This window comes from Bifidobacterium dentium JCM 1195 = DSM 20436 (assembly GCF_001042595.1).
Taxonomy (GTDB): Bacteria; Actinomycetota; Actinomycetes; order Actinomycetales; family Bifidobacteriaceae; genus Bifidobacterium; species Bifidobacterium dentium.
On sequence record NZ_AP012326.1, the window covers coordinates 459,097 to 485,119 of the forward strand.

The window sequence follows — 26,023 nt, forward strand, 5'->3', positions numbered from 1 at the left end:
GATGAGGCTTTTGCGTCCGTCCGGTTTTTCACGGCTTCACACGGAAAGGAGTGCCGATGAAGTTCAGACACATGCTTACCAGCGCCATCACCGCCATAATCATCAGCGTAATAGTGGTGGGTGGCATCATCGTGGTCTTCGAGGCCAACGGCGACGAGCCCGATATGAGCTACAAAACGCTTGATCTGGATGCGCAGATTACGGCCGACGGCGATTTGAGGGTCACGCAGCATATCGATGTGACGCTTCGCGATCGCAGCGATGACGACTACGAACGTCCATGGAAGCAGCTGTACCAGCAGTATGATCTTTCCGAAGATGCGATCACCAACATCACCGACATCAGCGTATCCGACCCGTTCACCGGCAAGGAATATCCGCAGGGAAGCATTGCCATTCCGAGCAACTATTCCAAGCTGGAATGGAACGAACAGCATGCCGGGCAGTGGTATATCGCCGACGTGACCCAGGGTGATTCCAATCCGCAACCCTATGACCCGCAGACGCAAGGGTTCACGGCGAAGCATTCCAACGGTAATGGCGAATCGACTACGGCCCGGGTGGAACGGGAGTTGAAATCCGATTCCGCCGCCACTTCCGCCCAGCATCGTACCGTGGAAATCGGCTGGAACATTCCCTCGATTTCGTCGGCCAGCGGCCTGAAGTTCGACGTCAGCATGACCTTCAAGAATGCGGTTACGAAATACAAGGACGTCACCGCCATGCAGTGGGAGCCGTTCGGCAAGAAGAACCGGATTCCGATCGGTAAAGTGACCGGTACGCTCACCTTCCCCGATGGCGCCACCAGCAAGAACACGTGGGGTTGGCTGCACGTCACGCGTGCGAATTCGACCGATCGCGGCAAGAATGGTTCGCTCGTGTTCTCCGCTGATGACATACGATCGGGCGATTATCTTGACATCGTGGCCATGTTCGATTCCACGTTGGCCGGCAATGTGGCGCGCACGTCGGGCAAGGACGCCAAGAGCACGTTCATGAAGATCGAAACGCAGGACGAGAAGGAATGGCGTGATGAACAACGTCACTCCGCCAGAATGCGCGTATTGAGCTGGGTGGTCACGGGCGCGCTCGGCATCATATTGTGCATACTGGGCATGATTGGCGCCATTCGCAGCATCAGGGCATCGCAATACCATGGTGGCATCGAGTATTGGCGTGACCCGCCGGACATGTCTCCGGCCAGCGCGGCCAAGCTGATGGGGGTGTTGGCCGGACCGTCCGGACTTGGCGGGAGGGACTCGAGCATTCGTAACCGCCAGATGAGTTCGACCGTCATGTCGTTGGCCTCAAAGGGGGCAATCGCCATCTATCCTGGACCTGCGGAGCTGTATGTCGGTTATGACATGTCCGCTACCAGCGCAACGACGTTGGCGGCGATGATCGCTTCGAACGGCAAGGAATCGGAGCTGCGCAAGTCCAGCACCGTGGTGATTTTGCCGGTAGTCTACGACAATGTCGAATCATTGAATCTCAGCCAATCCGAGCGGGCCGCACTGGACATTCTGGTCAAGGCCGCAGCGCTGACCGGCAGCAGGGTCTACGATCTCAAGGCCATGAAGAGCGCATTGGGGAAGTACAGCAAGGCCTACAAACTGCAGGAAGCCTTCGACAGAGCCTGCGACAAGGAATTCGGCAGGCTTGGTGCCACGCAGAGCACCGGTTACGGTGCGCGTATGTGCGGCGTGTTTGGCGTTCTGCTCAGTCTTGTCATGACGGTCAGGTTCGTCAGTTCGGGAAGCGAGTTGGCGTTGGCGCTCGTGGAATGCCTGCCGATCATGGTGGTGTCGATATTCATCATCAAGATCACGCGTTCCACCGCCATCACCGAGGCGGGGCAGCAGTATGCCGGTCAGGTGCAGGGGTTGAAGAACTACCTGGAGGATTTCAGCGATTTCACCGACCGCAACGTACTCGACCTGACCCTGTGGGGTCGTTACATGGTATATGCGACGGCGTTCGGCATTTCCGCGAAGGCCGCCGCGCAGTTGGCCAAGGCCTACCCTGAGGTGACCGATCCGGAATGGTTGGATCAGAACGCCGCGTCCTCGTACCTGTACTGGCCGTGCCGTTCGTATTCACTCACGTCGGGTTCCGCTTTCGCTTCGGCGGCCGGATCGTTCGATGCATCGGCGTTCAGCGCGAATTATGGCGATTTCGGAGCGCAGCTGAATTCCAGCTTCTCCGACATTCGCTCCACCATGGCCGCGACTGCGCCGTCATCATCCAGCGGTGGTTCCGGTGGCGGCTTCTCCGGTGGTTCCGGTGGCGGCTTCGGCGGTTCGTCCGGTGGCGGTGGCGGCGGCTCGTTCGGCGGACGCTGATCGGCCACTGAAGCCGCGTATGGAAAGCCTGCCTTTCGCCTAGGGCGATTGGTAGGCTTTGCTGTTGGAGGGCATGGATTTCCGTAGAAATCCATGCTGGTAAGACAAGGCTTCTTTGAAGGAGAAGACATGACCCTGTTCCGCAATCTCGGACCGTTCCGCACCACTGCCATCGGTCACGGTGAAATGCCGCTGACCATCGAAAACAACCGTGGCCATGACATCGGCATCGAAACGCTGCACGCCTCACTGGACGCAGGCTGCCGCCATATCGACACCGCCTGGGCCTACTACACTCCGGGCGAGGAGGAGCAGACCGGTGAAAAGCTGGTGCGTGAGGCCCTGGAAACCTGGCATGGCCCGCGCGACGAGGTCACCGTGGCCACCAAGGTCGGTCTTCGTCGTGCGTGGGAGGGCGACAAGCCGGTGTGGCCGCGCGATGGCAAGCCGGAGCATCTCATCGCATACGGCAAGCAGTCCGCGCAGGCGCTCGGCGTCGATTCGATTGACTTGCTGTACCTGCACCGTCATGATCCGGAAGTGCCGTACAACGAATCCTGCGAAGGCATCAAGGCATTGCTCGATCAGGGTGTGGCCCAGTGGGCGGGCGTTTCCAACGTGAGCATCGAGCAGTTGAAGATCGCGCAGGAGATTCTCGGCGACAAGCTCGTAGCCGTGCAGAACCAGTATTCCCCGATTCACCTGGAGACGCAGGATACGCTGGACTACTGCGCCGAGGCCGGCCTGGCGTTCGTATGCTGGAGCCCGCTCGGCGGGTATCGCCATCCGTATGATGAGCACCTGTTCGACCCGTTCCGTGAGGTAGCGGCCAAGCATGACGTGAGCTACCAGCAGGTAGTGCTCGCTTGGGAGCTTGCCAAGGGCGATCATATGTTCGTGATTCCGGGAGCGCACCGCCCCGAAACCATTCTCGACTCCCTGAAGGCCGATGAGCTTGAGCTCACCGATGAGGAGCTTGCCTTCCTCGGCTGAGCGTCTCCGTCGATCTGCCTTTTGACGTCTTTCGTGGCCGTAATCAGCATGGTTGCGGTACGGGTTTGCGGCGCCAAAGACGGCAAAAGGCAGCGGGCTTACAGGATGGCGATGGCAAAGTCCGCGAGGAGCTTGATGCCGTAGAGCATCACCACGGCACCGCACGCCCGGTTCATGAAGCCGATGACCTTCGGGCTGAACTTATGGCTGAACACCGAAATCAGCAGCGTAAGCCCGATGAACCATAGTGCGGAAGCGATTTCCACGCCCGTGATGAACGGCGTGGACTGCGACATGGTGAGCGTGGCGCTGAAGGCGCCGAGCATCAGCGTGCCGTCGATGATGGCCTGCGGGTTGAGCCATGTCACCACACCGGCGGTGATGATGGTGCTCAGCAGTTCGTTATCGCCGCCGAAGCGTGACGCCACCTGATGCGCCGTATTACGGGACTGAGCGATATTGTCGGAAGACTGGCCATGCTTTCTGGCGAACAGCAATCCCGCACCGATATGGAGCACGACCAGCCCGCCGACGGCCAGAACACCCAGGCGCAGCAGGTCGTAACGTTGCATCAGCTTGCCGATGCCGAAGAAGCATGACAACGACAGCGAAACATCAAAGACCAATACGATCAGGGCGGTCAGCAACGCACGTCGGCGCGGCTTGGTCAGCGCCGAATTGATGACGAACAGATTCTGCATGCCGATCGGTGCGGTATACGCCAATCCCAGCGTGAGACCCTGAAAAAACAATCCCATAACAACCTCAGCATTCTCACCCAAAAACGTTTGGCTGGTTTTCCTTCATCCAACCAATCTCAGCCAAATCGTCATCGCATAAAAAGGGTGTTTCATCCTTATATCGCAAAGATATGCGCTTAAACTAGTGATTATCTTAGAGGCATAATTACAGTAGACAACCAGCCAAAGTCTTGAAGTTGGTCCAACCAAGCGACCAACTTGGCCGAATCGACCGCAAGGAGGGTCATGGCACGTGTCGCCCCACTGAACATCGACTGGAAGCCGAGTCGTGAATCCGACAGGCCCATCACCGAGCAGATCGTCGACTACATGTGCGAACAGGTGTCGAGCGGCAACTGGGCCATCGGTTCGAGGCTTCCGTCGCAGCGTGCCCTGGCCGAATGGTTCGGCGTGAACCGTTCCACCATCATCGCGGCCATCAACGAACTGTCGGATTACGGCATCGTCGAAGGGCAGCATGGCGCGGGCACGAGAATCGTCAGCAATACGTGGTCGCTGATGCTGCCAGGCGCGCCGGACTGGGCCGATTATGTGGGCTCCGGCTTTTTCAGGGCGAACAATGCCACCATCCAAGCCATCAACCGCTACGAATTCGTGCCGAACATGACCCGCATCGGCACTGGCGAACTCGACCCACGGCTTTTTCCCAAAGCCATGTGGAAGCAGGTGCTCGGCGAGGCGGCGAACGAGATCGATTCGCTCGGCTACCCGCCGCCGGAAGGACTGCCCGCATTGCGTGAGGCGATCGCCGCACACATGTGCGCCACGGGCATCGAATGCACGCCGGCGCAGGTGCTGGTGACGAGCGGCGCATTGCAGGCGTTGCAGATGATCTCCATGAGCCTGCTGCCGGCGAACTCCATCGTCTATGCGGAATCGCCGAGCTACGTCAAGTCGTTGCAGATCTTCCAATCGGCCGGCATGCGTCTGAAAGGCGTGCCGATGGATGCCGACGGCTTGGATGTGGCCGCGTTGCAACGGCTGTTGCTGGGGCAGGAGACCGTAACGTCATCATCCGGCCTGCCATCCGACCATCTGCTGTCGGCCACAACGAGGAAGCATGCGGAGAACGCCATTCTGTACACGATTCCGACCAATCATAATCCGACAAGCATCACCATGAGCGAGCGGCGGCGGCATGAACTGATCGCATGTTGCGTGGCCAACCGTCTGCCGATCATCGAGGACGGTGCCTACCGCGACCTGGTATTCGACGGTGAAGCGCCACTGCCGTTGAAGGCGCTTGACGAGACCGGTATGGTGATTACGCTCGGCAGTGCGTCGAAGGCGCTGTCTCCGGGACTGCGCATCGGTTGGATCGTGGCGAACGAGCCGATCGTGCAACGCCTCGCCGACGTGAAGATGCAGATGGACTACGGCGCGAGCGTCCTGAGCCAGTGGACGTTCACCCGCTTCCTGAGTTCCGGTCTGTACGACGAATACGTTGCGGGATTGAAGATCGAGCTTCGTCGGCGGCGTGACCGCGCATTGGAGACGTTGCGCAAGACGATGTCGGGACTTGCGCATTGGACCACGCCGCATGGTGGTTTCTACATCTGGCTCACCTTCGACCGTTCGATGCGCATGAATCGCCTGTTCCAGGAGACCGCGGAACGCGGCGTACTGCTTAATCCGGGTGACATCTACGATTTCGCAGCCGACAATTCCCTGCGCCTGAGCTACTCCTACACCACGCCGGAGGAGTTCGCCGCCGCCGTGGACGTACTGGCGGCGGTCGCCCGTGAGTTGGGATGAGCCGATATGACGCGATTTTCCGGTTGATTGACGCATTTGCGGGTGTTGCCGCAAGGGAATCCATGGCGTAATGGGTCTTGTAGCCATACAAGAGAGGAGAACGTCATGGCTGGTCTTAACAAGGAAATCAATTTGCCACGCGGCGTCGCGCTGGCGGTCGGTATGGTGCTTGGCTCGGGCATGCTGGGCCTGCCCGGTATCGTGGTTGCCGCGGTCGGATCCCGGATGGCGATCGCCAGCTGGCTTGCCGTCATCCTGGCCATGGTTCCGATGGTCGCTATTTTCAGCAGACTCGGCAGTCGCTACACTACGGCCGCCGGGCTTACCGAGTACGCTCGCATCGCTTTCGGCCCTTGGGCCGCGGATGCGACCTCCGTTCTTTTGTGGGGAACGTATGCGATTGGCATTCCGGCATTGGCATGGGTCGGCGGCGCCTACGTGTGCAGCCTGTTCGATATTGCGCAATATCCATGGGGACTCGTATGCGCGTTGATGATTCTGCTGGCGTCCACCATCGTCAATCTGCTTGGTACACGCCTGACGGCATTGATCAATACCATCTCGCTGTGGATGATTGCGGCACTGATCTGCATATTGGTCGGCACGCATCTTGATTTGCTGGTCCTCGGCATCCGCGAGCTGCCGTCGATCACGACCGGATTCGACCTGTCCGGCCTGATTTCCGGAGCGGGTCTGATCGTCTGGGCGTTTCTCGGCTGGGAGAACATGTCCTTCAGCGCGGAGGAGTTTCGCAACCCCAAACGCAACATTCCAATGACCTATTGGATCAGTTTCGCAGTGGTATCCGCGCTGTATTTGGCGCTGGCGTTCGTGGTCAACGGTGCTGAAATCGCCGGTACGCACATCACAGGCGCTTCCGGCCTGACCTCGCTGCTGCCCGATGATTGGAAAGCCGTGATCACGGTGCTCATCGTCATCGCCATTCTCGCCAACGCGAACTCATGGGTTCTGGGAGCAAGCCGGCTCACCTTCTCGGCTGGGCGCAACGGACTGCTTCCCGGCATCTTTACGAAGACCAACCGCAATGGCGTGCCCGTCAATGCGCTGATCGCCATGCAGGTCATCTATACGGGCGTTATCGTCATCGCCGGGCTTCTGCATCTCAAGGCCGATAACCTGGTGGGCATCGTCAGCCAGGATTTCATCGTGCTGTACGTCGTGTCCATCATCGCATTCATCATCAGCGAGCGGAACGAAGGCGGGGTGTCAGGTGCCTCCTGGTTGATCGCATTGCTGTCGCTGGGCCTATGCGGCATTATCCTGACCGGCTTCACATGGTGGATCCTGTATCCGACGATGCTGGTGGCGGTGGGTGCCGCGGTTCATCGTCGCCGCATGCGACGGGGAAAATGACGATGGGCCGTCGGAAGGCTTAAGAACAAGGCGTTTTCGGGGCTATTGACGGAGTGTGCCGTTTGGTGGGTTTCCTGAGGAATCCGCCAAACGGCTCCGTTCGTTTCGGAGTTGGAATTGGTGGGGCGTCATGCCGAAAAGCCGGAGAAAATGACGTCTCATAAGGTCGGTATCCGAAAAACCGACGGCATGGGCAATCGAATCGATGCGCATGGTCGTGGATATGAGAAGAGACTGCGCCATAAGAAGTCGTTCGCGCAATATCCATTGATGGGGAGTGGTTCCCCATTCCTTGAATTTTCGTTCCAAGGTCCTTACGGACATTCCCAATGCCGCGGCGAGGTCGCCTGCTTTCCATGGATGCTCCGGATGCGCGAGGAACAGCATGCGTAGGTGGTCCAGATCGCTGTCGAACCGGTGTTGTGACGAAGAGGTGGCATCGGCGATCTGGATATGGCTTCCGCTGCGTTCCAGCGTCACCGCCATCTGTTTGGATACCGATTCGGCGATCGCGTCGCCGAGTAGTTGACGGGTGATGCTGAGACATGCATCCGTTCCCGCACTGGCGCCTGCGGAGGTCCAGATGTTGTCTTGCTGTACGTACAGGACATTGTGCCTCACATTGATTGCGGGGTACTGCTCGCCGAGTTGTTCGCAGTACTGCCAGTGGGTGGTGGCGATCCTACCGTCAAGCATGCCACAGGACGCCAGCCAGAAGGCTCCGGTGCATAGCGAGACCAATGTGGTTCCCTGGCTGTGCGCATGCTGAAGGAGCGTGATTTCCTGCTCTCTCGCTTGGGGGACCGTGCCGATTTCGAATGAGGAAAACCCCGGAATCACCAGAATCGAGCAACAACGGCAGGCCTCATCGAATGCGCATGTGGGTTGGGATCCGGTTATGCAACCGGATTCCATGGGCACGATGAAGACCTTGCCGTTCTCGTTCAGCGCCAAGGAAAACACTTCAAGGGCGGAGGCCATGTCGAAAGGCCTGGTGCGTCGCCACATAAGAATTCCCACATTCATGGAACGAACGTTACGGTTCCGGGGTACGGCGTTGGTGCCGTTCCCTTTTCGGGTATGTAAAATCTCCGACCGGAATCGAGTCCACGCTTCGACCCGTCATTTCTGCGATCCGCATGGCGTTTGCCGCCTGTCCCGTGAATCTACGAGAATGACAGACGGTCTGAATCGAAAGAAAACCGCGTAGGCGGCGAGTAAGAGGAACATTCGTGCAAAGAAGAAACAAGCCTGAGGTATTGGCTCCGGCGGGCAACCTGCGAGGACTCAAAACGGCCGTCGACTATGGTGCGGATGCCGTCTACTGCGGCGGCAAGGCGTTCGGCATGCGAAGCGCACCGAAGAATCTGAGCCTTGAGGATTTCGAAGAAGGCGCGCGCTATGCACATGAACGTGGCGTCCGCGTCTACGTGACCTTCAACGTGCTGCCGCGCAACAACGAGGTCGAGGCGATGCGCGAATATCTCGGCCAGCTGAAAGACACCGGCGTGGACGCGCTGATCGTCTCCGACATCGGCGTGATGCTCATGGCCAAACACATCGCGCCGAACCTCGAACTGCATGTGAGCACGCAGGCCGGCGTGACCAACTATCAGGCCGCGAACGCCTTTTACGAGCTGGGTGCGCGCCGAGTGGTACTGGCCCGCGAAATGGACTTGCAGGCCGTGCGCGACATCCGTGCACGCATCCCCGACGACCTCGACATCGAATGCTTCGTGCACGGTGCCATGTGCATGGCGTTTTCCGGCCGCTGCCTGTTCTCCAACTATCTGACCGGCCGCGACGGCAATCATGGCGAATGCGCGCAGCCATGCCGCTGGAAGTATTCGATCGTGGAGGAGAAACGCCCCGGCCAGTACTTCCCGATCGAACAGACCGAAGAGGGCGCGTACCTGTTCAACTCGCAGGACATGAACATGCTCGCCCATATCGACGATCTCATCGACTCCGGCGCGACGAGCCTCAAAATCGAAGGCCGCTCCAAGAGCGCGTATTACATCGCCGCAATGACGAACGCCTACAAGACGGCAGTCAACGAATACATGGTGCAACGCGGCTTCGAGGATACGGATGGCAATATGCTGGAACCCTTCCGCGATCGCGTGATCCGCCCCTCGGATCCGGAGTACGGCAAGCCGGAAATCAACGATGCGATCATGCGCAATGCCGACGGCGCATTCGCGGGTAAACCGGATATCGATGCCGTTCCGGTCGCCGGCACCATCACGACCGAGCCGGAAGACCTGAGCTATCACGCGCGCAGCACGCGCCGCAAGTCGAATACGGCGGCCGAAGTGCTGCCGGACGGCTGGTATCACGCCGGCGTGCGCCCGGCGGGGCACATCACGTTGCCGGACTGGCTGCTCGACGAACCTGACAAGGTGGCCCACCGCGACTATTCCACCGGATTCTACTATCCGGAACACAAGGTGCGGCAGAGCACCGACCGTTCCGCCTACTTCCGCGCATGGCTCGTCGTCGGCGAAGTGCTCTCCTGGAGTCCGGAAGACGGCGGACGCGTGACCATCATGAGCCGCAACAAGATCGAGGCAGGCCAGAACGTCGAATTCGTGCTGCCCGGGGCCGCGCCCCTCGCCTATACCGTGCCCGCGGGAGGATTCCGCGACGCCGACGGCCACTGGGTGGAGGCCATCAACAATCCGGCGCACGTCTTCTCCATGCCATGCCCGCAGGAAGTGCCCGTCAACGCCGCCATCCGCTCGCGTACGAAACAGCCGACGCTCAAAGCCGAATAATCGGCCGAAAAAAACGGTAGTAAGCCCAGCAATCGCAAGTAATCAAGGAATGTGACATGAGCAACGAACAGTACGATGACGCGATCCTCAATTCCAACGCCATCGACCCCACCGACAAAGACGGCAACCCGATTCCGGTGACCATCCCGATCATGCTGGCCCCCGGCATCACGGTGGTCTATACCACGCGACTCGGCGGTGCCAGCGAAGGTGACTTCGCGCACTTCAACCTCGGCGGCAAAACCGGAGACAACCCGGAACACGTACTCGCCAACCGCATGGCGCTCGCCGCCACGCTCGGCGCGAAGATCAGCCTCGTCAGCCAAGTGCATTCCGGCAACGCGGTGGACGTGGACGAGGCGTTCGTGCTGAACCGTCCGTTCGGATTCGACGTGTCCGGTACCAAGGCCGACACCGCGCGAACCGTTGACGACACCGCAGGGGAACCGGCCGTAATCGAAGCCGACGGCCAAGTGACCTCCCAAAAGAACGTGGCGCTCGGCATGTTCGCCGCCGACTGCCTGCCGGTACTCATGGCCGACCCCGAGGCCGGCGTGATCGGCGCCGCGCACTGCGGCCGCCGCGGCCTGCAGCAAGGCGTGATCGGCGCCACCATCGGCGCAATGGCCGCCAAAGGCGCAAAGCCGGAACGCATCGTCGCCACGCTCGGCCCCTGCATCTGCGGCGACTGCTACGAAGTGGGCGGCGACATCGCCGACGAATTCGACGCACAGTTCCCGGGAACGTTCACGCTGAGCCGTTTCGGGCAGCCGGGCATCGACATCGCCGCAGCCGCCCTGCAGGAGCTTGCCAAGGCGGGCGTGCCGGCCGACAACATCGTCTCCTCCCGCCCGCGCGTCAATGCGGCCACCCAATATCTGAGCGAAGACGAGGAACTCGCCATGCTCTGCCAGAGCGACGGCGAAGGAGAACCGCAACTGTCGGAACGCTTCAGGAACATCCGCCGCAGCCTGTGCACGCTCGAGAATCCGCTATGGTTCTCGCATCGCCGTGCCGCGCTCGCCGGCAAACGGCACGAAGGGCGCATGCTGGCGCTGATCGTACGCGAATAGTCGTCGCCGCTGTTGCGGATTGCGTGCAGAAGATGAATGGAGGGCGTTGCGGCAATGCCCCTTGGTTTTACGGTGGAATCTATGACAGAGAGAGAACAGAGGCAGGCGCAGTCCGCGCCCGTAGTGGCCGTGGTATTGGCCGCTGGATTCGGCACCCGTTTCGATGAAAGCAACCCCAAGCAGCTCGTATCGGTGGGTGGCAAGCCGATCGTATGCTGGAGCATCGAGGCCTTCGAGAACAATCCACGGGTTTCCGACATCATCGTCGTGGTGAATGCGCGGGTGAACGACATGGTCAACGCGCTGATCGACGAGAACGGCTACGGCAAGGTGAGGGCCATCGTCCCCGGTGGCGAGGAACGTGTGGACAGTACGCTGGCGGCGTTGGATCTGCTGAAGCAGGCCGGAATTCCGGCAGATGCGAAGATCCTGATCCATGATTCCGTACGTCCGTTCGTGGCCCAGCCATCCATCGACGGCTGCATCGACGCGCTTGACCGATTCGAGGCGGCCACCGTGGCCTTCGCCTCCACTGACACCGTGCTGCTGACCGAAGATCTCGGCGACCGCAAGGTGGTGCGCGCCGTGCCCGACAGGCCGGATACCTTCCGTGCGCAGACCCCGCAGGCCTTCCGCTTCGACACCATCAACAAGGCGTACGAACTGGCCGCGGCCGACCCCGGCTTCCATCCGACCGACGACACCCGAGTGGTCGTGGACTATCTGCCCGATACGCCGGTCGCCATCGTGGAAGGGTCCGAAACGAACCTCAAGATCACCACGCAGGCCGATATGCCGATTGCCGAAGGCATTGCGGCCAAGCTGACCGGACGCCCCGCAGCCATTGCGGGCGACGATACGGCCAAACAGGAGGCCAAGGCACGCATGCGTGCCGTGCTCGCCGAAGCCGCGGCCGAAATGCACCGTCACTGAGGGCTCCGGCCGTAGGCGAACAACACCGCACATCCGGAACACGTACACTTGAATACCATGCAGCAGATCAATATCGTCATCTCCGGTTTCGACCCGTACGAAGGCGTCGACGTGAACCCCGCCATGCTGGTGCCGCAGGCGCTTGCGGAACGGTGGCGGGATCCGTCCGCGGACGAGGCTGGCTGCGACGATCTCCTGCAGGACGTCGACGTGGCCATTTCGACCGTCGTGCTGCCGGTCAGTTTCGCCAATGCATGGCCCGCATTGCTGGACACCATCGAGAAGGCGCAGCCGGACATCATCATCGCAACCGGCCTGAAACGTTCGTCCCGGGGCATTCTGCTGGAACGTTGCGCCACGAATCTTATGGATGCGGCCAAGCCCGACGCCGACAATGTGATCCCGAGCCGCAGGCCGATCAATTCGGAAGGTCCGGCCGCCTACTGGACGCGCCTGCCGCTGCGGTCGATCCTCAAGGATTTCGCCAAACATGAGATTCCCGCGACCCTGAGCTCTGATGCCGGCACCTTCGTGTGCAACTCGCTGTTCTATCATCTGCTGGATTGGTCGGCACGGCAGGACAGGCGCATTCTGTCGGGCTTCGTCAGCCTGCCGATCGTCAACGAGCAGCCGCATCCGCAGCATGGGCTGTCGCTCGCCCAGCAGATCGCCGCCGGTCGCGACGTGATTCGCGAAACCGTACGGTACCATCTGCAACCCTCATCCGGCGACATTCTGTTGGGATGACATGGACGATTTCTGGGAGATTCCTGTTCTCTGTGTGAGAATTATGCGACTGCCGTGAGTTTCGTGTTCCGGGTGCGCTAAAGTGCAAACGGACAGGGCTCGGAAGGTGAGCGTCAAAGAGGGAATTCGCGAAAGGAAAGCACCATGGTGGACCAGTTCCCAATCGTGTTGAGGGGGTACGACAAAGATAGGGTCGACGAGGCGTTCGCCGCCGCTCAGGAGACGGTGAACCGTCTTCGCGAGCAGGTGCAGGCCGATGACCAGACCATTCTGCAGCTTCAGGCGCAGCTGCAGGAGGAGAAGAATCGCAAGGCCAATCCGAATTCGTTCGCATCGCTGGGTGCCAACGCGCAGCAGATGCTGAGCTCCGCCGAGCAGACGAGCGCCGAACTGCTTGAACGCGCCAAGAAAGACGCCGCAGCGGCCCGTGCCACCGTGCAGTTGCAGGCCGAAACCCTGTTGAACAACGCCAAGATCGATTCCAAGCGCATCATGGACGATGCCAATGCGAAGGCGACCGCCGCACTCGCCAAGGCCAAGGCCGACGCCGAATCCATCACCACCAACGCGCAGCGTAACGCCGACCGTCTACGCAGCGAAGCGCAGAAGACCGTAACGGCACAGCGTCAGACCGTTGATCTGGAGCTGACGAATTCCCGCGAGGAGCATGATAAGCGTCTGGCCTCCGAACGTGCTTCCCAGCAGCGTGAGATTTCCGATATGCGCGCGGAAGCCACCGAGCAGATCGCCGCACAGCGCAAAAGCGCCAATGAGGAGATCGCCCGACTCAAAAGCGAGACCAACGATCAGATCGAGGCCGCGCTGGCCGATGCCAACAAGAAGCTCGCCGATGTGCGCGAGCAGGTTTCCAAGATGATGACCGATGCGCAGCGTCGTGCGGCGGAAATCACGGACACCGCCAAGGCCAAGGCGCAGGAGATCACCGATGAGGCCGAAGTGCACCGCACCAAGACCATGAGCCAGGTGAACGCCGAGGTCGAGCAGATTCGCGCCGACATCTCCGCCCAGCAGGATGAGGCCACCAAGAAGGTCAATGAGCTGCTGGCCGATCTGGCCGAACGTCGTGAAGCCGCCAAGCAGCAGGCCGATGAGCTGATCGCCGAGGCGAAGAATACCCGCGAAGAGGCCGATACGTACGCTTCCGACAGGCGGAACACGGCCGATGCCCAGGCCGCAAGCATCGTCAAGCAGGCTACCGAGGACGCCGACGAACAGATCAACGAACGCCGTGAAGCGGCCAAGGCCGAGCTCGACGGCGTGCAGAAGCGCATCGCCGACCTGCAGACCCGCGAAGCGCAGATCACGCAGCGTGTGAGCGAACTGCGTGCCATGTTCGCCAACGCCTTCTCCGGATTCGGCGCATCCAACCTGTCCGTGGTCAACGCCGTGGACGGTGAGGGCGCTGACGACAATCCGGAGGAACCGGCCGCGACGTTCGATGAGGACGTCGCCGATGAGGCGCAGCAGGGCGACGAAGTCACGCAATCCGCCGAGTCCGTGGAATCCGCTGAATCTGAGGTATCTGCCGAAACTGTGGCATCTGCCGAATCCGTGGAATCCGCTGAGCACGCGGATGGTGAGACCGACGAGGAGCATGACGAGCGGTAATCGCTCGACGGCATCGAATCATCGACTAGACTCGATGGCGATGAAGGTACGGCACCTGTTCATGACGGCAGGTGCCGTTTATTCGTGGCATCGTCATGGAAATGGGAATCGGCACGGAGCCGATAACGATATGACTAAGGAGCATGATGGCTGAAATCACGCCGTTGAATAATGATGCATTGGCGTCGCTCGACGCCTCCTTTGAGGCAAGCGAACATAATCGTATGGCCATGAACGCCGTCACCGCAGCGGGCATCGACAAGGTGGCGCGCAACTATGATCGTGCACGCCTGCTGCAGCGCCGTTTCTCCACCATCGTGGATAACGGCACCGCCACGCATCAGGACCGTTCGGGCCGATGCTGGCTATTCAGCTCGCTCAACGTGGCCCGCTTCGTGGCCAAGAAGAACATGGGCCTGAAGGAGTTCGAGTTTTCGCAGAACTATGCCATGTATTTTGACAAGCTCGAGCGCGTCAACTACTTTCTGAACGACATGGCCGCGCTGATCGAAGCCGGCGAACCGGCTGATTCCCGCCTTGTGCAGCATCTGCTGCATGACGTGATGGGCGACGGCGGCCAGTGGACCATGGCCATGAACGTGTACAAGAAGTATGGCGCCGTACCGAAAGACCTGTTCCCGGAAACCGAATCCTCCAAGAACACCGGTGAGATGAACACGCAGCTGCGCCGCATGCTGCACACCGCCGTGGCGCACATGTACGCCGACCCCGCTTCGATCGAGTCGGTCATCGATTCGGCCACCGCCGCCGGGCACCGCATTCTGACGATTCATCTGGGCGAGCCGCCGAAGAGCTTCGACTGGGAGTGGACCGACCAGGACGGCGAATTCCATCGTGACGGCGAGATCACGCCGGTCGAATTCTGGAACAAGTATGTGGGTTCCGCCGATCTGGAGAGCTATGTGTGCCTGGTGGACGATCCGCGTCAGGAGCATGCCAAGGGCAGGAAGATCGGCATCGAGCATTTGGGCAATGTGGCCGGGGGAGACCCGACCGAATATCTCAACGTGCCGAACCAGTTCATGAAGGATTGCGTGCGCCGCATTCTCGAAGAACAGGGCATTCCGGTGTGGTTCGGTGCCGACTGCCATCCGATGATGGACCGTGAGAACGGTGCATGGGCTACCGACCTGTTCGAATACGGCAGGGTGTACGACGTCGATTTCGACCTCGACAAGGAAGCTCGCGTGCGCTACGCCGACTCTGCGATGAATCATGCCATGGCGTTCGTTGGCGTGGACGTGGCTGACGACGGTCGCACCACCCGCCGTTGGCGTGTGGAGAACTCTTGGGGCGACAAGATTGCCGACAAGGGCTACTTCACCATGAGCGACGACTGGTTCACCGAGTACGTCTACGAAGTCGCCGTGCCGAAGGCTCTCCTGCCCGACGAATACCTCAAGGCGCTTGAAGGGCCAGCCCAGATGCTCCCCGCATGGGATCCGATGGGCGCGTTGGCCCAATAAGCAAGACGCAAGGCGCGCAACGAGGAAACGCCGACTGTCCCACCATGCAGTCGGCGTTTTTCATATTCCGTTCCCATCCATTAATCTGACTTCGGTAACTCATATGAGTTCATGCATACGCAGATTCGTCAAGGAGGAGTGGAAGCGATGTCAGGTCTTCGCGGTCCGGATAGTTCACAGGATGCACGGCTGTTGGATGACCACGCCGTGTTTCCGGAGACCGTGGATGTCAACATTCGACAGCTTGACCCGATTCCCGCCCCTCGATATTTTCTCAAGGAACTGCCCCTCACCGACGAGATGAGCGATCTCGTGCTCACCTCCCGTCAGGAGATTCGCGACGTGCTGCATGGCCGTGACGATCGATTGCTCGCCATCGTCGGTCCCTGTTCGATTCATGATCCGAAGGCCGCGCACGAGTATGCCGAAAAGCTGGCCGCCGTCAAGCGAGAGCTTGAGGATCGCCTGGTCATCGTGATGCGCGTGTATTTCGAGAAGCCGCGCACCACCATCGGTTGGAAGGGCCTGATCAACGATCCTGATCTTGACGGCCAGTTCAATATTCGCAAGGGCATGTGGCTCGCACGCAAGGTACTCACCGATGTGCTGAGCCTCGGTCTGCCTGCCGCGACCGAGTGGCTTGACCCGATCACCCCGCAGTACATCTGCGATCTGATCAGCTGGGGTGCGATCGGCGCGCGCAACACCGAAAGCCAGGTGCACCGCGAACTCGCTTCCGGCATGTCCATGCCGATCGGTTTCAAGAACGCCACCGACGGCTCCATCAAACCGGCCGCCGACTCCTGTTTCGCCGCCGCGTTCGAGCATCACTTCCTATCCATCAACCTTGACGGCCGTGTGATCTCCGCCGAAACCAAAGGCAATCCCGACTGTCATCTGGTGCTACGCGGCTCTTCACATGGACCGAACTGCGATGCCGCATCCGTGGCGCAGGCGCTGGTCGATCTGAAGGGCTCCAAGGCGTCCGGTCCGAGCGAACATGGTCTGATCATCGATGCGGCCCATGGCAACTGCGGCAAGAATGAGGTGCGCGAGGCCGAGGTGGTTGAAGACGTTGCCGCGCGTATCGCGTCCGGCGAACAAGGCATTCTCGGCATCATGATGGAAAGTTTCCTGAAGGCCGGCAATCAGAAGCCGGCCCCGCTCAGCCAGCTCGAATATGGCAAGTCCATCACCGACGCCTGTGTGCCGTGGGAGCGTACCGATCAGCTGCTGCACACTCTCGCCGACGCCGTTACCGCCCGCCGCAATCTCACCAAATAACCCTTCCTCAATCCACCGACGCTGGGCCCCGCCTCACCGTCGGCAGTTTGAGAAGGCACCCAAACCGCCAACGGTGACAGCCGCCCACCGTCGGCAGATTGAGGAAACATCCAAACCACCGACGCTGAGGCGGGGCCCAGCGTCGGTAGATTGAGCATCCTGTTTTGCGCCGTGATTGCTATTCTTGGGGAAGACAGTGACCAAGGAGAGACACATGCAGCAGCAGCTGAATACGCCGGAGGAACTTCGCGCCATCCGGCAGGCGATGGACGAGGGCAAGAACCCACTAGTCGCCACGGACGTGCCACGTTGGGAGGATCAGGTCGGCATCAGCCGCATCGTGAACCGCCGTGTGCTTGAATTCGAAGTGCTGCCCACCCCGGCTCAGGTGCTGGGGGAGCTGCCGTTGAGCGAAAAGGCCCAGGAGATCGTCGCCTATTCTCGCGATGAGATTCGCGCTTGCCTGTATGGCCAGGACGACCGTCTGCTGGTGATTGTCGGCCCCTGTTCCGTGCACGATCCTGCGGCTGCGCTTGATTACGCCCGCCGTCTTGCCGGATTGAAGGACGAGCTGGGCGGTGAATTGTTGATTGTGATGCGCGTGTACTTCGAGAAGCCGCGCACCACGGTCGGTTGGAAGGGTCTGATCAACGATCCGGACATCGACGGCTCCTGCAATATCAAGAAAGGTCTGCTGTTGGCCCGCCACACCTTGCTCGGTGTGCTTGATGAAGGATTGGCGGCCGCGACGGAGTTTTTGGAGCCGACCAGCCCGCAGTACATTTCCGATGCGGTGAGTTGGGGTGCGATCGGCGCACGTAATACCGAAAGCCAGGTGCACCGCCAGTTGGCGAGCGGCCTTTCGATGCCGATCGGCTTCAAGAACGCCACCGACGGCTCGATCAAGGCGCCGACCGATTCCTGCTTCGCTTCCGCGCAGACGCATACCTTCTTCGGCATCGACCACTTGGGCCGGGCCGCCGTGGTCAAAACCCTCGGCAATCCGGATTGCCACGTGGTGCTACGCGGCTCGAGCAGCGGACCGAACTACGATGCCGCCTCGATCGCCAAGGCCATGGAGACCATTCGTGGCGAGATGCCGGCCGACTCCGCGGCCGCGCATGGTTTGATCGTGGACTGCTCACACGGCAATTCCGGCAAGGACGAGCATCGTCAGGCCGAGGTCGTGTGCAATATCGCAGGCCGCATCGCGCAGGGTGAGGAAGGCATCACCGGCATCATGATGGAAAGCTTCATCGAAGGCGGCAACCAGAAGGCGGCTCCGCTCGACCAGCTCGTATATGGCCGGTCGATCACCGACAAATGCCTGAGCTGGGACACCACCGAGCGGCTCCTGCGTGAACTCGCCCACGCCGTCAGCGAACGTCGCTGGAAGTAACTCGTCAGCCTCCTTCCTCTGCCATCTCCCGCGTCAGAGGGAGGCCCACATGGAAAGGAAGATACATGACCGCAATCGCCATCATCGGCGCCATGGATGAGGAAGTCGCGCACATCGCGGCCGCTCTGGACGACGTCGCCGTCACCGACGAAGCCGGCCTCACCATTACACGCGGCACGTTGACGACCGACAGGGGCGCCGAATGCGACATCATCGCCACTGTTGGCGGCATGGGCATGGTGAACATTGCGGCCACCACGCAGCATCTGATCGACGTCGGTCATCCGGATGCCGTGATCTTCTCCGGCATCGCCGGCAATCTCAACCCGTCCCTGCATGTCAACGACGTGGTGCTCGGCGGTACCTTGCGCTATCTCGACACCGATATGCGTCTGGTCGGCCAGTGGAAGCCCGGCACCGCCGATGCCCCGGTGCAGGAGTTCCATTCCGACGAACGTCTGATCGCGTTTGCCGACCAAGCTCTGACCGACCTCGGCATCACGCATATCGTCGGCATCATCGCCACAGGCAACTATTTCGTTGACGATCCGGCCAAGGTCGAGCAGGTCGTGCGTGAGACCGGCGCCGACGCGGTCGAAATGGAGGGTGCCGCCGTGGCGCATGTAGCCGCCCGTAACGACGTGCCTGCGCTGGTCATCCGTGCGCTGTCCGACAACGCCGACACGGACTATGAGGAATTCAAGGCCTTCGACATCTCCGAATACGCCGACACTGCGGCGAGGCTTACGGTGAACATCATCAGGCGCATGTAGCCGCCAATCCTTACGTACCGCCAATCCTTGGCATGGTCGCCAGGCCCGACTCCTGACCCGCATATCGGCAGGGGAGCCGGGCCATCTCATATTCCGGAACCGCCGATTCCATGAAGATGAACGATGGGGAAACTTCCGATGGCATGCGGGAATCGCATGCGCGAATGCACCCGTCAACCCGCTACTGTTGAAGAAGAATACTGGATTATCGGAGGGTTAACGCATGACGTCAGGGCAATGGGTGCTCCTCGCCGTTGCGGCGGTTATGGTGATCGCGGCCGTTGCGTCGGTCGCATACCGCTTCGGCCGGGCTTTCGAAGATGGCCCGGCGCCGAACGATCCAAGCACGTTCGGGGCTTCGAAGAACACATCGCTGTTCGGCCCGCGCGTGCCCGTGCAACAGACGGAGCGCCAGCTGATTGCCGTCATGCCGGAGGCGCTGATCGTCACCGACGCGCTCGCTACGGTGCAATACGTTTCGCCGGGTGCACAGCGTTTCGGCTTGATCGAAGACAGTGCGATGACGCTTGCCGAGATCCGTGACATTCTGAAGCTGGTTTCCGCGGACAGCGTGGTGCGCGAACGTGAGTTGGCGATTCCTCTCGACCGCGCCGCCCGCGCCGCCGCGAAGAATACGAACGGCAAAGGGCTGGAAGCCGGCAAGACCCTGCCCGCCGACACCCTGTACCTGCATGTGCGCGTCGGACAGATAGCCGACGACAGTTTCGCGATTTTCATTTCCGACATGAGCGAGCAGCGTCGTTTTGAAATCATGCGCCGCGATTTCGTCACGAACGTTTCGCATGAGCTGAAGACTCCCGCAGGTGCGATTTCGCTGCTTGCCGAAACGATTGGCGACGCCGCCGACGATCCGGATGCGGTGCGGTATTTCTCGGGCCGCATTTCGAAGGAATCCGAACGATTGACGGAATTGGTGCACCGTCTGATCGACCTGCAGAAGGCGCAGAGCGCGGCCGCGATGCTGAATGCGGAACGTCTTTCCGTGTTGCGGATCGCGCGCGAGGCGATCGGTGAGAACCAGGTGAAGGCCGAATCGAAGCGTATCGGCTTGGCTCTGTCGCTGAACGGCAGGCCGGTGCCGTTGCGTGCCGGCATGGCGGGTGACGCCACCGCATCATCAGGCGGGGAAGCGGACGTGTTCGTCGATGCCGACCACGAAACCATCAAAACCGCCGTGAAGAACCTAGTGGAGAATGCCGTCAACTATTCCCCGATGAACACCACCGTGGCGGTCGGCATAGGGCATGAGGGCGGCAAGGTCACCATCCGTGTGGTCGATCAGGGCATCGGCATTCCGGCCCCCTCGCTCGACCGCATCTTTGAACGCTTCTACCGCGTGGATCCGGCGCGCTCGCGCGAAACCGGCGGCACGGGACTCGGTCTGGCCATCACCAAGCATTGCGTGCAGGATTGCGGCGGCACCATCACCGTGTGGTCTCGCGAAGGGGAGGGGTCCACGTTCACCATCACGCTGCCGGAGGCCGGGGATGCGCCGGAATCTCGGGGAAATGCGGAAACCAAGACTGAAGAGAAGCATCCAAACACTACAGAGAACACGGAGGAGAACCACTGATGACACGTATTCTGATCGTCGAAGACGAGGAATCGTATCGAGAACCGCTGGTCTACCAGCCCACTCGCGAAGGCTATGACGTGTCCGCCGCAGCCACCGGCGAGGACGGGCTGGAACTGTTCACCCAGGGAGGCGTCGATCTGGTACTGCTCGACCTGATGCTTCCCGGTCTCGACGGTACCGCGCTGTGTCGCAGGATTCGTGAGCAAAGCCGTGTGCCGATCATCATGTTGACCGCCAAAAGCGCGGAAATCGACAAGGTGGTCGGTCTGGAGATCGGTGCGGACGACTATGTGACCAAGCCGTACTCCTTCCGCGAACTGCTGGCCCGCGTCCGCGCGGTATTGCGCCGCAATCAGATGGTCGCCGAATCCGACAGCGCCTCCGATGATGATATTCCGCTCGTGTGCGGCGACATCTCGATGAAGATCGGCCAGCATGAGGTGAGCGTGCGCGGTGAGAACGTGTTCTTCCCGCTCAAAGAATTCGAGCTGCTGGAATATCTCATGCAGAACAAGGGTCGCGTAATGACCCGTCACCAGCTCATCGACCGCATCTGGGGTTCCGATTACGTCGGCGACACCAAGACGCTGGATGTGCACGTCAAGCGTGTGCGTTCCAAGATCGAAGAGGATCCTGCGCACCCGAAATACCTGACCACCGTGCGTGGATTGGGATACAAGATCGATGCCCCGATCGAGTGAGGGACGAGTAGACGAATACTGTTCATCTACCGTTCACCGATTTTGGCATCCGGCACCGCAAACGGCCAATAGGCTTGAAATTGTCATGAAGAACGATGGCGACACCAGACAATGAACCTAGCAACGTACGCCATCAGAATGTTGACAGAGGGAAAAGAAACAATGCGTAACTCCATTCTCGTACGCTCCATCGCCGCCGTGTCCGGCATCGTGATGCTGGCTTCCGTCGCGGCCTGCGGTGACAACACCGCCGCCACCGATTCCTCCTCGGCCAAGTCCAGCACCACGACCGAAGCCGTGTCCGGCAACTTCCAGGGTGCAGGCGCCTCCTCCCAGCAGGCAGCCGTCGAGGCTTGGATCGCCGGCTTCCAGGGCACCAATCCGGACGCCAAGGTCGCCTACAACCCGTCCGGCTCCGGCGCAGGCGTCTCCACCTTCCTGACCGGCGCCACCGCATGGGCCGGCTCCGATGCCGCCCTGAGCGATGACGAGGTCGAGCAGTCCAAGAGCGTGTGCGCTTCCGGCAATGCCTTCGACATTCCGGTCTACATCTCCCCGATCGCCGTCGTGTTCAACCTCAACGGCATTTCCGGCAAGGGCAAGACCCTGAACATGGACGCCGAGACCATCGCCAAGATCTTCGACGGCAAGATCACCAAGTGGAACGATGACGCCATCAAGCAGCAGAACCCGAAGGTCGACCTGCCTGATCTCGACATCACCGTCGTGCACCGTTCCGACAAGTCCGGCACCACCAAGAACTTCCTGAGCTACGTCAAGGATGCCGCCGGCGACGCCTGGAGCTACGAGCTTGGCGAGAACTGGCCGAACGAGGTCGGCCAGGGCGCCAAGGGCACCTCCGGTGTGATTTCCACCGTGCAGCAGGCCGACGGCACCATCGGCTATGCCGATGCCTCCCAGGCCGGTGAGCTCGGCACCGTGGCAGTGAAGGTCGGCGACGATTACGTGCCGTTCTCCGCCGAAGCCGCCGCCAAGGTCGTGGATGCCTCCCCGCTCGACGAGTCCGCCACCGGCGACAACCGCGTGGTCGTCAAGCTCGACCACAACACCACCGAAAAGGGTGCCTACCCGATCGTGCTGGTCTCCTATGATGTCGCCTGCCCGGCATACAAGGACGCCAACACCGCCAAGTTCGTCAAGTCCTGGCTCACCTATGTGGTCAGCGACGAAGGCCAGCAGACCGCTGCCTCCGCAGCAGGTTCCGCCCCGCTGTCCGACACCATGCGCCAGAAGGTCCTCAAGTCCATCGACGCCATCGAGACCAAGTGAGCGAACGGTTCCGGTGACCGGCAACTGATCGCATAATTCAGGCCGCAGCCGCAGCAAAACGTGGCTGCGGCCTGAAGCGGTACTTACGGTATGCCGTCCGGAATCCAATCGCAAGGCTCGTAAACATACGCAAGTTAAGGAGAACCCGTGAGTTCGCAAAGCAAAACGGCTCAGCAGCCGGTAAGCGGCAAGAACGCGGATAAGGTGTTCAAGGGCGTGGCCTACGCCTGCGGCATCCTGATCCTCGTGGTGCTCGCCGCCGTCGCGCTGTTCCTGCTGTTCCGTGCGTGGCCGCTGATCGGCGGCGACCAGAAGGCCAACAGCGCCACCATCAGCAACTTCACCGGCGGCAAGGCCACAAACTTCTGGGGCTACGTCGGACCGCTGCTGTTCGGTACCGTACTGATCTCCGCCCTGGCACTGCTGATTTCCTTCTTCGTGTCGGTCGGCATCGCACTGTTCATCTCGCATTACGCACCCAAGAAGCTCGCTACGGCGTTGAGCTATGTGGTCGATCTGCTCGCCGCGATCCCGTCCGTGATCTACGGCCTGTGGGGCGGTCTGATTCTGGTGCCGGCCATCTACCCGTTCTGGAACTGGGTGGCCAAATATCTTGGCTGAATCCCGCTGTTCCAAGGCCCGGCCGCCAATCCTTCCCGTACCGTCGCCACTGTGGCCGTGGTGCTCGCCGTCATGATTCTGCCGATCATCACCTCCATGTCGCGAGACATCTTCATGCAGACCCCGCGTCTGCAGGAGGAGGCCGCTCTTGCGCTTGGCGCCACCAAGTGGGAGATGGTCAAGCTCGCCGTGCTGCCGTTCGGCAAGTCGGGTGTTGTTTCCGCCTCCATGCTGGGCCTGGGACGTGCGCTCGGTGAGACGATGGCCGTGCTCATGATTCTTTCCCCGGGGCTCAACTACTCCATCAAGCTGTTGCAGGCCTCGCAGAACCAGACGATTGCCGCGAACATCGCCGCCCAGTATCCGGAGGCCAACGATCTTGGCGTTTCCGTGCTGATCGGCACCGGCCTGGTCCTGTTCCTGATTACCTTCGTGGTGAACTTCATCGCCCGTAAGCTCACCGAGAAAGCGAGTGCATGATGTCTGCCGCGCAAAACAACGCTTCGCCGATGGACGGCGCTCCCGTCATCGACTTCGACAAGTTCAAGCCGACCCGCTCCTTCACCGCCGCACGCAAGCGCAAGGATCTGGTGATGAGGGTCCTCATCGCCCTCGCTTTCATCGTGGCCCTGATTCCGCTGATCTCGGTGCTGCTGACCACCATCATCAACGGCGTCAAGCGACTGAACCTGAACTTCCTGAGCTATAACATGACCGGCGTGGTCGGCGGCAATCCTACCCCGTCCGGCGGTTACGGCGGCATCCTGCACGCCATCATCGGCACGCTGGAGATCACGTTCGGCGCCATGGTCATCTCCATCCCGATCGGCCTGATGTGCGCCGTGTATCTGGTGGAATACTCCAACCGTGGCAAGCTCGCCCGCGTGATCACCCTGCTCGTCGACGTGATGAGCGGCATTCCGTCCATCGTGGCAGGCCTGTTCGCCTTTTCGATGTTCACGATCCTGATCGGACCGGGCACCATCAACGGTTTCGAAGGTTCCGTGGCTCTCTCGCTGCTGATGCTGCCGACCGTGGTCAAGTCCTCCGAAGAGATGCTCAAGATCGTGCCGCACGATCTGCGTGAGGCCTCCTATGCGTTGGGTGTCACCAAGCAACGTACGATCACGAAGATTGTGTTGCGTACCGCATTGCCGGGCATCGTTTCCGGCGCGATCCTCGCCGTCGCGCGAGTGATCGGCGAAACCGCGCCGTTGCTGATGACCGCAGGCTACATCGCCTCCACGAACGTCAACCTCTTCTCCGGCCAGATGACCACCCTTCCGGTGTACGTCTACCAGGAATATTCCAAGCTCAACGCGAACTGCCCGGCTTCCGCCGACGCCTCGTGCGTGACCACCATCCCGATGGAACGTGCCTGGGCCGCCGCTCTCGTGCTGATCCTCATCGTGCTCATCCTCAACCTCATCGGACGTCTTGTGGCGAAGGTCTTCGCCGTCAAGTCGGAGCGCTGATCCCGGAGCCGTCGCGCAAGGCGCGGCTGAGGGTAGTCTGAAACTTAGCAAATAAATCATAAGGAACTCAAATGGGACAACGTATTGATGTCAATCATCTGAACATCTACTACGGCGACTTCCTGGCCGTGGAAGACGTGAACATCAACATCGAAGCCAACAAGGTCACCGCATTCATCGGGCCTTCCGGATGTGGCAAGTCCACCGTGCTGCGCACGCTCGACCGCATGCACGAGATCATCCCGGGCGCTCACTGCGAAGGTGAGGTGCTGCTCGAAGGCAAGAACCTGTACGACAAGGACATCGACCCGGTGGCGGTGCGCCGTGATGTCGGCATGGTGTTCCAGCGTGCGAATCCGTTCCCGACCATGTCGATTCGTGAGAACGTGCTTGCCGGCGTGAGGCTCAACAACCGCAAGATCTCGAAGTCCGACGCGGACGATCTGGTCGAGTGGGCCTTGCGTGGCGCCAACCTGTGGAACGAAGTCAAGGATCGCCTTGACAATCCGGGCATCGGTCTGTCCGGTGGTCAGCAGCAGAGGCTTTGCATCGCCCGTGCCGTGGCAGTGCATCCGCAAGTGCTGCTTATGGATGAGCCGTGCTCCGCACTCGATCCGATTTCGACCCTGGCTGTCGAGGATCTGATCAACGAGCTGAAGAACGACTACACCATCGTGATCGTGACGCACAACATGCAGCAGGCCGCCCGTATCGCCGACTACACCGCCTTCTTCAACCTGAAGGCCGTCGGTCAGCCGGGTCATCTCGAGTACTTCACCGATACCACCACGATGTTCAACAACCCGCAGAACGAAGAGGCCGAACGCTACGTTTCGGGACGTTTCGGCTGATCGGCAAAGCCAATCTGCCGAAACGTAGCGACGGTCCGGCGGGCCGTCGCAAGCTAGCTTGAGCTAGTCAGCGGATTGTGCTTCGCGAAGCGAAGTTCCGTAATTGCACGTTTCGGCTGATCGGCAAAGCCAATCTGCAAGGCTCCCGCAGGAATCCCACC

At 60.6% G+C, this 26,023-nt stretch carries 20 protein-coding genes and 1 pseudogene; 19 read left to right on the top strand and 2 right to left on the bottom strand.

The window, feature by feature from the left end:
* Positions 1-56: 56 nt before the first annotated feature.
* Positions 57-2,342 (top strand): DUF2207 domain-containing protein, encoded by a 2,286-nt coding sequence (locus BBDE_RS01790; RefSeq protein WP_003837479.1) that lies wholly within the window; start codon positions 57-59, stop codon positions 2,340-2,342.
* Between the two features lie 129 nt (positions 2,343-2,471).
* The gene (locus BBDE_RS01795) at positions 2,472-3,335 is read left to right on the top strand and encodes an aldo/keto reductase (RefSeq protein ID WP_003845103.1); all 864 of its coding nucleotides are present in this window, start codon (positions 2,472-2,474) and stop codon (positions 3,333-3,335) included.
* 98 nt (positions 3,336-3,433) lie between these two features.
* Here BBDE_RS01795 and BBDE_RS01800 read toward each other — a convergent pair whose 3' ends face one another.
* Positions 3,434-4,093, bottom strand: coding sequence for a LysE/ArgO family amino acid transporter (locus BBDE_RS01800; RefSeq protein ID WP_003837477.1), 660 nt, complete (start codon positions 4,091-4,093; stop codon positions 3,434-3,436).
* 228 nt (positions 4,094-4,321) lie between these two features.
* Between BBDE_RS01800 and BBDE_RS01805 the strand changes: the two genes are divergently transcribed.
* Together BBDE_RS01805 and BBDE_RS01810 are read left to right on the top strand one after the other, a co-directional pair.
* Positions 4,322-5,851 carry an aminotransferase-like domain-containing protein gene (locus tag BBDE_RS01805; protein ID WP_003837474.1) on the top strand — a complete coding sequence of 510 codons (1,530 nt, stop codon included), beginning with the start codon at positions 4,322-4,324 and terminating at the stop codon, positions 5,849-5,851.
* A 105-nt stretch (positions 5,852-5,956) separates the two neighbouring features.
* Positions 5,957-7,225 (top strand): APC family permease, encoded by a 1,269-nt coding sequence (locus BBDE_RS01810; RefSeq protein WP_003837473.1) that lies wholly within the window; start codon positions 5,957-5,959, stop codon positions 7,223-7,225.
* 42 nt (positions 7,226-7,267) lie between these two features.
* On the opposite strand, the gene BBDE_RS01815 is transcribed toward BBDE_RS01810, so the two are convergent.
* Positions 7,268-8,233 carry a GlxA family transcriptional regulator gene (locus tag BBDE_RS01815; protein WP_012901868.1) on the bottom strand — a complete coding sequence of 322 codons (966 nt, stop codon included), beginning with the start codon at positions 8,231-8,233 and terminating at the stop codon, positions 7,268-7,270.
* A gap of 224 nt (positions 8,234-8,457) precedes the next feature.
* Here BBDE_RS01815 and BBDE_RS01820 point away from each other — a divergent pair, with 224 nt between their 5' ends.
* From BBDE_RS01820 to pstB, 15 genes and pseudogenes are all read left to right on the top strand, one after another.
* Positions 8,458-10,002 (top strand): peptidase U32 family protein, encoded by a 1,545-nt coding sequence (locus BBDE_RS01820; protein WP_012901869.1) that lies wholly within the window; start codon positions 8,458-8,460, stop codon positions 10,000-10,002.
* A 56-nt stretch (positions 10,003-10,058) separates the two neighbouring features.
* Positions 10,059-11,075, top strand: coding sequence for a polyphenol oxidase family protein (locus tag BBDE_RS01825; protein ID WP_003837468.1), 1,017 nt, complete (start codon positions 10,059-10,061; stop codon positions 11,073-11,075).
* Between the two features lie 81 nt (positions 11,076-11,156).
* Complete coding sequence (locus BBDE_RS01830; protein WP_033489419.1) at positions 11,157-12,008, top strand: IspD/TarI family cytidylyltransferase; 852 nt, start codon at positions 11,157-11,159, stop codon at positions 12,006-12,008.
* A gap of 57 nt (positions 12,009-12,065) precedes the next feature.
* Complete coding sequence (locus BBDE_RS01835; protein WP_003837464.1) at positions 12,066-12,755, top strand: pyroglutamyl-peptidase I; 690 nt, start codon at positions 12,066-12,068, stop codon at positions 12,753-12,755.
* 144 nt (positions 12,756-12,899) lie between these two features.
* Positions 12,900-14,384, top strand: coding sequence for a hypothetical protein (locus BBDE_RS01840; RefSeq protein WP_003837463.1), 1,485 nt, complete (start codon positions 12,900-12,902; stop codon positions 14,382-14,384).
* A gap of 146 nt (positions 14,385-14,530) precedes the next feature.
* Entirely contained in the window at positions 14,531-15,871 is a 1,341-nt protein-coding gene (locus BBDE_RS01845) for a C1 family peptidase (RefSeq protein ID WP_033489420.1), read from the top strand.
* A 147-nt stretch (positions 15,872-16,018) separates the two neighbouring features.
* Positions 16,019-17,155, top strand: coding sequence for a 3-deoxy-7-phosphoheptulonate synthase (locus BBDE_RS01850; protein ID WP_065468781.1), 1,137 nt, complete (start codon positions 16,019-16,021; stop codon positions 17,153-17,155).
* A gap of 214 nt (positions 17,156-17,369) precedes the next feature.
* Positions 17,370-18,554, top strand: coding sequence for a 3-deoxy-7-phosphoheptulonate synthase (locus BBDE_RS01855; protein ID WP_033489423.1), 1,185 nt, complete (start codon positions 17,370-17,372; stop codon positions 18,552-18,554).
* A 65-nt stretch (positions 18,555-18,619) separates the two neighbouring features.
* Positions 18,620-19,327 carry a 5'-methylthioadenosine/S-adenosylhomocysteine nucleosidase gene (gene mtnN, locus BBDE_RS01860; protein WP_003837455.1) on the top strand — a complete coding sequence of 236 codons (708 nt, stop codon included), beginning with the start codon at positions 18,620-18,622 and terminating at the stop codon, positions 19,325-19,327.
* Between the two features lie 223 nt (positions 19,328-19,550).
* The gene (locus BBDE_RS01865; RefSeq protein ID WP_003837450.1) at positions 19,551-20,921 is read left to right on the top strand and encodes a sensor histidine kinase; all 1,371 of its coding nucleotides are present in this window, start codon (positions 19,551-19,553) and stop codon (positions 20,919-20,921) included.
* Positions 20,921-21,625 (top strand): response regulator transcription factor, encoded by a 705-nt coding sequence (locus BBDE_RS01870; RefSeq protein WP_003837449.1) that lies wholly within the window; start codon positions 20,921-20,923, stop codon positions 21,623-21,625. Before BBDE_RS01865 ends, BBDE_RS01870 begins: the two co-directional genes overlap by 1 nt.
* A 162-nt stretch (positions 21,626-21,787) precedes the next feature.
* The gene (pstS, locus tag BBDE_RS01875) at positions 21,788-22,915 is read left to right on the top strand and encodes a phosphate ABC transporter substrate-binding protein PstS (RefSeq protein ID WP_012901871.1); all 1,128 of its coding nucleotides are present in this window, start codon (positions 21,788-21,790) and stop codon (positions 22,913-22,915) included.
* Between the two features lie 147 nt (positions 22,916-23,062).
* Positions 23,063-24,016, top strand: a pseudogene (gene pstC / locus BBDE_RS01880) (phosphate ABC transporter permease subunit PstC).
* Entirely contained in the window at positions 24,013-25,011 is a 999-nt protein-coding gene (gene pstA / locus BBDE_RS01885) for a phosphate ABC transporter permease PstA (RefSeq protein WP_003837444.1), read from the top strand. The pseudogene pstC and the gene pstA overlap by 4 nt, the downstream one beginning before the upstream one ends.
* A 71-nt stretch (positions 25,012-25,082) precedes the next feature.
* On the top strand, positions 25,083-25,862 hold the full coding sequence (gene pstB, locus BBDE_RS01890; protein ID WP_003837442.1) for a phosphate ABC transporter ATP-binding protein PstB: 780 nt from the start codon (positions 25,083-25,085) through the stop codon (positions 25,860-25,862).
* The last annotated feature ends 161 nt before the right edge of the window (positions 25,863-26,023 follow it).

What these genes read in the sequence shown, in the direction of transcription:
- BBDE_RS01865 (WP_003837450.1), top strand. Translation starts at nt 19,551, where the DNA reads ATGACGTCAGGGCAATGGGTGCTCCTCGCCGTTGCGGCGGTTATGGTG.
- pstS (WP_012901871.1), top strand. Translation starts at nt 21,788, where the DNA reads ATGCGTAACTCCATTCTCGTACGCTCCATCGCCGCCGTGTCCGGCATC.
- BBDE_RS01795 (WP_003845103.1), top strand. Translation starts at nt 2,472, where the DNA reads ATGACCCTGTTCCGCAATCTCGGACCGTTCCGCACCACTGCCATCGGT.
- BBDE_RS01825 (WP_003837468.1), top strand. Translation starts at nt 10,059, where the DNA reads ATGAGCAACGAACAGTACGATGACGCGATCCTCAATTCCAACGCCATC.
- BBDE_RS01855 (WP_033489423.1), top strand. Translation starts at nt 17,370, where the DNA reads ATGCAGCAGCAGCTGAATACGCCGGAGGAACTTCGCGCCATCCGGCAG.
- BBDE_RS01805 (WP_003837474.1), top strand. Translation starts at nt 4,322, where the DNA reads ATGGCACGTGTCGCCCCACTGAACATCGACTGGAAGCCGAGTCGTGAA.
- BBDE_RS01845 (WP_033489420.1), top strand. Translation starts at nt 14,531, where the DNA reads ATGGCTGAAATCACGCCGTTGAATAATGATGCATTGGCGTCGCTCGAC.
- BBDE_RS01840 (WP_003837463.1), top strand. Translation starts at nt 12,900, where the DNA reads ATGGTGGACCAGTTCCCAATCGTGTTGAGGGGGTACGACAAAGATAGG.
- BBDE_RS01800 (WP_003837477.1), bottom strand. Translation starts at nt 4,093, where the DNA reads ATGGGATTGTTTTTTCAGGGTCTCACGCTGGGATTGGCGTATACCGCA.
- pstB (WP_003837442.1), top strand. Translation starts at nt 25,083, where the DNA reads ATGGGACAACGTATTGATGTCAATCATCTGAACATCTACTACGGCGAC.
- mtnN (WP_003837455.1), top strand. Translation starts at nt 18,620, where the DNA reads ATGACCGCAATCGCCATCATCGGCGCCATGGATGAGGAAGTCGCGCAC.
- BBDE_RS01870 (WP_003837449.1), top strand. Translation starts at nt 20,921, where the DNA reads ATGACACGTATTCTGATCGTCGAAGACGAGGAATCGTATCGAGAACCG.
- BBDE_RS01810 (WP_003837473.1), top strand. Translation starts at nt 5,957, where the DNA reads ATGGCTGGTCTTAACAAGGAAATCAATTTGCCACGCGGCGTCGCGCTG.
- BBDE_RS01850 (WP_065468781.1), top strand. Translation starts at nt 16,019, where the DNA reads ATGTCAGGTCTTCGCGGTCCGGATAGTTCACAGGATGCACGGCTGTTG.
- BBDE_RS01830 (WP_033489419.1), top strand. Translation starts at nt 11,157, where the DNA reads ATGACAGAGAGAGAACAGAGGCAGGCGCAGTCCGCGCCCGTAGTGGCC.
- pstA (WP_003837444.1), top strand. Translation starts at nt 24,013, where the DNA reads ATGATGTCTGCCGCGCAAAACAACGCTTCGCCGATGGACGGCGCTCCC.
- BBDE_RS01790 (WP_003837479.1), top strand. Translation starts at nt 57, where the DNA reads ATGAAGTTCAGACACATGCTTACCAGCGCCATCACCGCCATAATCATC.
- BBDE_RS01835 (WP_003837464.1), top strand. Translation starts at nt 12,066, where the DNA reads ATGCAGCAGATCAATATCGTCATCTCCGGTTTCGACCCGTACGAAGGC.
- BBDE_RS01815 (WP_012901868.1), bottom strand. Translation starts at nt 8,233, where the DNA reads ATGTGGCGACGCACCAGGCCTTTCGACATGGCCTCCGCCCTTGAAGTG.